The organism is Terrabacter sp. P5_B1 (assembly GCF_056400505.1).
The window spans coordinates 1-6,596 of record NZ_JBFULD010000240.1; the positions used below are offsets into that span (position 1 = coordinate 1).

A 6,596-nucleotide genomic window follows, 5' to 3' on the forward strand; every position below is an offset into this window, starting at 1 on the left:
GCGCAACACGGCGACGGCCGCGGCGCAGGACGCGCTCGGCGAGGCCGCCTGGGCCTCGCTCGGCATCACCGGCGATCGCGACGCCAGGGCCGAGTTCCTCGACAAGTGGGAGGACCACCTCGACGTCGAGGCGTTCATGCAGGTGTGGTGGCCGCAGGTCGACCCGCGCGAGGTGCTGCTCTGGCTCGCGGACCCCGAGCTGGTGCGACGCCACTCCCGCGGCACTCTTCGGGACGACGAGATCGAGCCCCTGGCCGCCTCGTTCCGCCATGCCCTCGAGACCGGCACGTGGTCGGTGGCCGACGTCGCGCTCATCGACGACGTCGCCGCACGGCTCGGCCCGGTGCAGGAGGCGCCCAAGGAGGAACGCGGCTTCTACGAGATCGAGGAGCTCGAGGACCTCAGCCAGTACGGCGTCACCGAGGTGCAGCCGGTCGTCAGCGCCGCTCGCGACGCGGGCGCACCGCTCGTCCTGACCGACCCGCGCGAGAAGCTCCTCGCCGGCCGCATCGGCAAGCCCGACGAGTACGCGCACGTCCTCGTCGACGAGGCCCAGGACCTCTCGCCCATGCAGTGGCGGATGATCGGCCGCCGAGGAAGGTATGCCTCGTGGACCGTCGTCGGTGACGCCGCCCAGGCCTCGTGGCCCGACGCCACCGAGGCCACCGCTGCGCGCGAGGAGGCCTTCGGCTCGCAGGCGCGCCAGCAGTTCCACATGGACACCAACTACCGCAACGCGCGCGAGATCTTCGACTACGCAGCCGAGGTCGTGCGGCGTCAGGTGCCCGATGCCGACATCCCGCTGGCGGTGCGCGAGACGGGGATCGACCCCGTCGAGGGCGCCCTCGGACCCGACGCYCTGGCGTCGACGCGGGAGGCGGTCGAATCGTTGCTGGCGCAGGTCGAAGGAGCGATCGCGGTCATCACCCCGTCGACCCACGCTGACCGGCTCGCTCCTGTGGCCGAGCTCGGCGGGGGACGCGTCCAGGTCATCGACCCGATGTCGACGAAGGGCCTCGAGTACGACGCGACCGTCGTGGTCGACCCCGACGAGATCACCCGTGAGTCACCCGGCGGCGTCCGTGTGCTCTACGTCGCGCTGACCCGAGCGGCGCACCGGATGACCGTTCTGTCCTGAGTCGCTCCATCCGGTCCCGTCTCGGTGGACTGCGCATGCGTCACACCGTTTTGCCCGGTCAGGCGGCCTGTGCGACAAGGTAAAGACTTGTTCAAAGATTCCGTGAATCATCGACTCGGTCCCGAACCGGCGGGATGATTGCTCCAACGTCAAGACACGGGGACCCCCCTCCCCGCCGTCCTCTCCCCCCTGAGGCCCTTGGCGTCCGGCGAGGTCCCGCTCCCACAGATGGGCTCGCACCGGGCGAGGGACGAGATACGACCCCCCTGTATCTCGCCCCTCGCCCGTTCCATGTCCGAGCCCGCTGGCCGCATGGGACGTGCGTTCCTGGGAGATGTCTGGGAAAGGACATCTCGCACGGTTCAAATCTTGTTCAAGCGACGGCAAACATTCTCCCCGCTCTCTGGCGCGCCAAGGCGCGACCGACAACTGTGGCGGCAGGTCATCGGACCGCCCTCGGGGGCACCACGGGAGCCAGGAGAATGCCTTGAAGAAGAGCTTCGTCACGACGACGGTCGCCACTGCAGCGATCGCCGCCACCGCGCTTGCGACGATCGCCACGAGCGGTGCGCAGGCAGCCACGCAGTCGGCCTCGGGAGCCGGCAACGACCGGGCCGCCGCAGCAGGCGCGGCCGCGAGGGCCCACGGGTCGGCCTTCGGCCKCGACCAGGACCAGAGCCTCACGACCCGCACCGTCTCCACCGACAAGGACGGCTCAGCGCATGTGCGGTTCGACCGCACGTTCAAGGGCCTCCCCGTCGTCGGTGGCGATCTCGTCGTCCACACCGACAAGGCGGGGGCCTGGAAGGGCGTCGACGCCGCGTCGACCTCGGTCCGCGTCGCCTCCACGACGCCGTCCGTGGCCCCTGCCACCGCGGCGGCGACGGCGGCGCGCAGCGTCGACTACACGGTGAGCACGTCGAAGCCGACGCTCGCCGTCTACGCGATGGGCGGCCCGGCCCGCCTCGTCTGGAAGACCCAGGTCGACGGTGTCGGCGCGCACGGCGAGCCCGCCGGCACGGCGGTCTTCGTCGATGCCCGTTCGGGCGCCGTCGTCGACCACTGGGCCACCGAGATCAACGACGCCGGCACCGGCAACAGCCTCTACCTGGGGACCGTCACCCTGCAGACCACGCCGTCCGGCGGGCAGTGGCAGCTCATCGACGGCACGCGCGGCAGCGCCCGCACCGAGGACGCCAACAACGGCTCGACCTCCTCGACGACCGGGACGATCTTCACGGACGCGGACAATGCGTGGGGCACCGGCTCGAACAGCAACCGCCAGACGGCCGCCGTCGATGCGGACTTCGGCGTCGGCGCGACGTGGGACTTCTACAAGAACACCTTCGGCCGCAACGGCATCAAGAACGACGGCAAGGGTGCTCGCAGCCTCGTGCACGTCGGCACCAACTGGGTCAACGCCTCGTGGAGCGACACGTGCTTCTGCATGCGCTACGGCGACGGCGACGGCGTCAGCTACGGTCCGCTCGTCTCGCTGGACGTGGCCGGACACGAGATGACCCACGGCGTCACGTCGGCCACGGCCGGCCTCGCCTACCGCCGCGAGTCCGGTGGCCTCAACGAGTCGACCTCCGACGTCATGGGCACCATGGTGGAGTTCACCGCCAACACGACCGGCGACCCGGGCGACTACCTCATCGGCGAGCGCTTCGCCCTCGGCTCGGCCAAGCCGCTTCGCTACATGGACCAGCCGAGCAAGGACGGCGCATCGGCGAACTGCTGGAGCAAGAGTGTCGGCACCCTCGACGTGCACTACTCCTCCGGTGTCGGCAACCACGCCTTCTACCTGCTCTCCGAGGGCAGTGGCACCAAGACGATCAACGGCGTGAGCTACAACAGCCCGACGTGCAACGGCAGCACCGTGACCGGCATCGGCCACGACGCGGCCGCGGCCATCTGGTACCGCGCGCTGACGACGTACTGGACCTCGTCGACGAACTACGCGGGCGCTCGCGCCGGGATGCTCTCGGCTGCCAAGGACCTCTACGGCGCCGGCAGCACGCAGTACAACGCGACCGCCGCCGCCTGGTCGGCCGTCAGCGTCAACTGACGCCCCTCCTGAAGTCGAGTGCCCACTTCCACACGCGTGGAAGTGGGCACTCGATTGCGGTCCGGCGTCGGGAAGCGGGCACTCGACCGGGTCTGCGTCGAGTGCTCAGTTCTCCACGGTGCTCAGCGGCCGAGGAGGGTGCGGACGCGGTCGGCGCCGACGGCGAGCAGCAGCGTCGGCAGCCGCGGGCCGGTGTCCTTGCCGACGACCAGGCGGTAGACGAGGACGAAGAAGGCGCGCTGCGCGGCCGAGAGCTCCGGGTCCTTGACCTTGGCCTCGGGATCGATGCCGCGCTGGACCTTCGGCACGCCGTAGACGAGGTGCGTCAGCCCGTCGAGCGACCAGTGCCGCTCCAGGCCGTCGACGAGCAGTCGCAGGCCCTCCCGCTGGTGGTCGTCGAGGCTGCCCAGCAGCTCGGCGTCGGGCTCGGTGCGCACGATGGTGCGATCCTCGGCGGGGACGTAGCCGAGCATCCAGCGCTCGGCGCAGTCGAGGCGCGGACGCAGGTCGTCGGTCGAGCCGACGGGGTTGTCGGGCTCGAGCTCGCTGAGGATGCGGACGGCCTGCTCCTCGTCACCCTGGGTGACGTCGATGACCGACGCGATGGTCCGGAACGGCATCGGTCGCGGTGTCGTCGGCAGCGGACCGGCAGCCGTCGACGTGGCGCGCAGGTGCGCGGCGAGGTCGCCCGCCTGTGCCGAGCCATCGGCGACCTTGCGGCCCAAGGCATCCCACTCGTCATAGAGCCGCTGCAGCTCCGGACCGAACGCGACGTCGAAGCTCTGGTTGGGCCGGCGACGGGCGTAGAGCCAGCGCAGCACCGGCGCCTCCATGACCTCGAGGGCGTCGGTCGGGATCGGCACGCCGCCCTTGCTCGAGCTCATCTTGGCCATGCCGGCGATGCCGACGAACGCATACATCGGGCCGACGGGCCGCTCCCAGCCGAAGATCGGCGCGAGGTCCTTGCCGACGACGAAGCTGCTGCCCGGGCTCTGGTGGTCGACGCCCGACGGCTCGAACATCACGTGCTCGTGGCCCCAGCGCATGGGCCAGTCGACCTTCCACACGAGCTTGCCGTTGGTGAACGTGTCCAGGTTGGCAGTCTCGCTGTGGCCGCACTTCGTGCAGGCGTAGGTCAGCTCGTGGCTGTCGTCGTCGTAGCCCGTGACGGTCGTGAAGTCCGTGCCGCACGAGGAGCAGAACGGCTTGAAGGGGTAGTAGCCGGCCTTGCCCTCACTGCCGTCGTCCTCGGACGCCGCACCGGAACCGCGCTCGGCCTCGGTGGCCGCCGCCGCCTGCGCCTCGGTCAGCTTCGCCGCCTTGCCGCCGCCTTGCTTGCCGCCCTTGCCCTTGCCGGACGACTTCTGGCGCGCGGCCTCCACGGCCTCGAGCGTGCGGTACTGGTCGAGCACCTTGTCGATGGCGAAGCGCTCACGCATCGCGAGCAGCACCTGGTCGCGGTAGACGCCGGCGCGGTACTGCTCGGTCTGGCTGATCTGGCGCACCTCGATTCCGGTCGCCTCCATCGCCTCGAGCAGGGGCGCCTTGAAGTGGTCGGCCCAGCTCGCGTGCGGCGACCCGGCGGGCGGTGGCACGGACGTGAGCGGCATCCCGATGTACTGCTCCCACGAGTCATCCACTCCCGCAAGGTTCTTCGGCACCCGGCGGAAGCGGTCGAAGTCGTCCCAGCTGAGGATGTGCTCGCAGTCGATGCCGCGGCGCTTGATCTCGTCGGCGACGAGGTGCGGCGTGATGAGCTCGCGGAAGTTGCCGAGGTGGATCGGGCCGGACGGGCTGATGCCCGACGCGCAGACGATCGTCTGGCCGGAGTTGCGCTCCTGCGCCTCGGCGATCACGTCGTCGGCCAGACGCGTGACCCAGTCGAGCGGGGTGACCTCTTCAGTCATGGGTTTCCTTCAGTTACAGAGGCTTTCGTATGCCGTGTGCTCGGGTGGAGGGCGGACGCGTCAGTCCGCGACGGCCGGCTTGAGCGGGAACCGCTCGATGATCTCGTCCCGGCCCGGCCCGACCCCGATGGCCGAGACCCGCGCGCCGATGAGCTCCTCGACCCGGAGCACGTAGGCCTGCGCGTTGGCGGGCAGCTCGTCGAAGGAGCGGCAGTGGGTGATGTCCTCCCACCAGCCGTCGAGCTCCTCGTAGATCGGGGTGGCGTGGTGGAAGTCGGTCTGGTTCACCGGCATCTCGTCGTGGCGCACGCCCCCCACGTCGTAGGCGACGCAGACCGGGACCTTGTCGAGGCCGGTGAGGACGTCGAGCTTGGTGATGACGAAGTCGGTGACGCCGTTGATCCGCGTCGCATACCGGCCGACGACGGTGTCCATCCAGCCGCAGCGGCGCGGACGACCGGTCGTCGTGCCGTACTCCGCGCCTGTCTTGCGCAGGAACTCGCCCTTGTCGTCGTGCAGCTCGGTAGGGAACGGGCCCTCGCCGACACGGGTCGTGTAGGCCTTGAGGATGGCGATGACCGAGTCGATGCGCGTCGGCGGGACGCCGGACCCGGTGCACGCGCCCGCGGAGACGGCGTTGCTCGAGGTGACGTAGGGGTAGGTGCCGTGGTCGACGTCGAGCAGGGTCGCCTGCCCGGCCTCGAAGAGCACCGTGTCGCCCCGGTCGAGCGCCTGGCTCAGCACGAGGCTCGTGTCGGCGACCATGGGAGCGAGGCGGGCGGCATACGACAGCAGCTCCTCGACGACCTCGTCGACGGCGGCGCCGCGGGTGTTGTAGACCTTGGCGAGCAGCTGGTTCTTCAGCGCGAGGGCCGCCTCGACCTTCTGGCGCAGGATGCCCTCGTCGTAGAGGTCCTGGATGCGGATGCCGACGCGGTTCATCTTGTCGGCGTAGGTCGGGCCGATGCCGCGACCCGTCGTGCCGATGCGGCGCTTGCCGAGGAAGCGCTCGGTCACCTTGTCGATGGTGCGGTTGTAGCTCGGGATGACGTGGGCGTTGGCCGAGACGAGCAGCTTGCCCGTGTCGACGCCGCGTGCCTCCAACCCTTCGAGCTCCTCGAAGAGCACGCCGAGGTCGATGACGACGCCGTTGCCGATGACCGGCACGCAGTTGGGGCTGAGGATGCCCGAGGGCAGCAGGTGCAGCGCGTACTTCTCGCGCTTGCCGTCCTTCTCGATGACGACGGTGTGACCGGCGTTGTTGCCGCCGTTGAACTTGACGACGTAGTCGACGCTGCTGCCGAGCAGGTCGGTCGCCTTGCCCTTGCCCTCGTCACCCCACTGCGCTCCGACGAGCACGATTGCCGGCATCGGTCTGCCTTCCGGTTGTGGTCCAAGCCAACCGCAAGGTTATCGGTTCGTGACGCGTGCCCCGGACGCGGCTTCTCCGCCCGGGCGGACTTGTGGTGGCGGCCGGGGC

At 69.9% G+C, this 6,596-nt stretch carries 4 protein-coding genes; 2 read left to right on the forward strand and 2 right to left on the reverse strand.

Features of this window, described 5'->3' with window-relative positions; genetic code table 11:
- The coding region (locus AC1DP0_RS15870; RefSeq protein ID WP_478085929.1) for an ATP-binding domain-containing protein at positions 1-1,138 on the forward strand (1,138 nt) is incomplete at its 5' end.
- 487 nt (positions 1,139-1,625) lie between these two features.
- On the forward strand, positions 1,626-3,209 hold the full coding sequence (locus tag AC1DP0_RS15875; protein ID WP_478085931.1) for a M4 family metallopeptidase: 1,584 nt from the start codon (positions 1,626-1,628) through the stop codon (positions 3,207-3,209).
- Positions 3,210-3,331: 122 nt separating this feature from the next.
- On the opposite strand, the gene lysS is transcribed toward AC1DP0_RS15875, so the two are convergent.
- Positions 3,332-5,116 (reverse strand): lysine--tRNA ligase, encoded by a 1,785-nt coding sequence (gene lysS, locus AC1DP0_RS15880; RefSeq protein WP_478085933.1) that lies wholly within the window; start codon positions 5,114-5,116, stop codon positions 3,332-3,334.
- 60 nt (positions 5,117-5,176) lie between these two features.
- Positions 5,177-6,487: an adenylosuccinate synthase gene (locus tag AC1DP0_RS15885; RefSeq protein ID WP_478085935.1), complete on the reverse strand. Its 1,311-nt coding sequence runs from the start codon at positions 6,485-6,487 to the stop codon at positions 5,177-5,179.
- Positions 6,488-6,596: the final 109 nt, after the last annotated feature.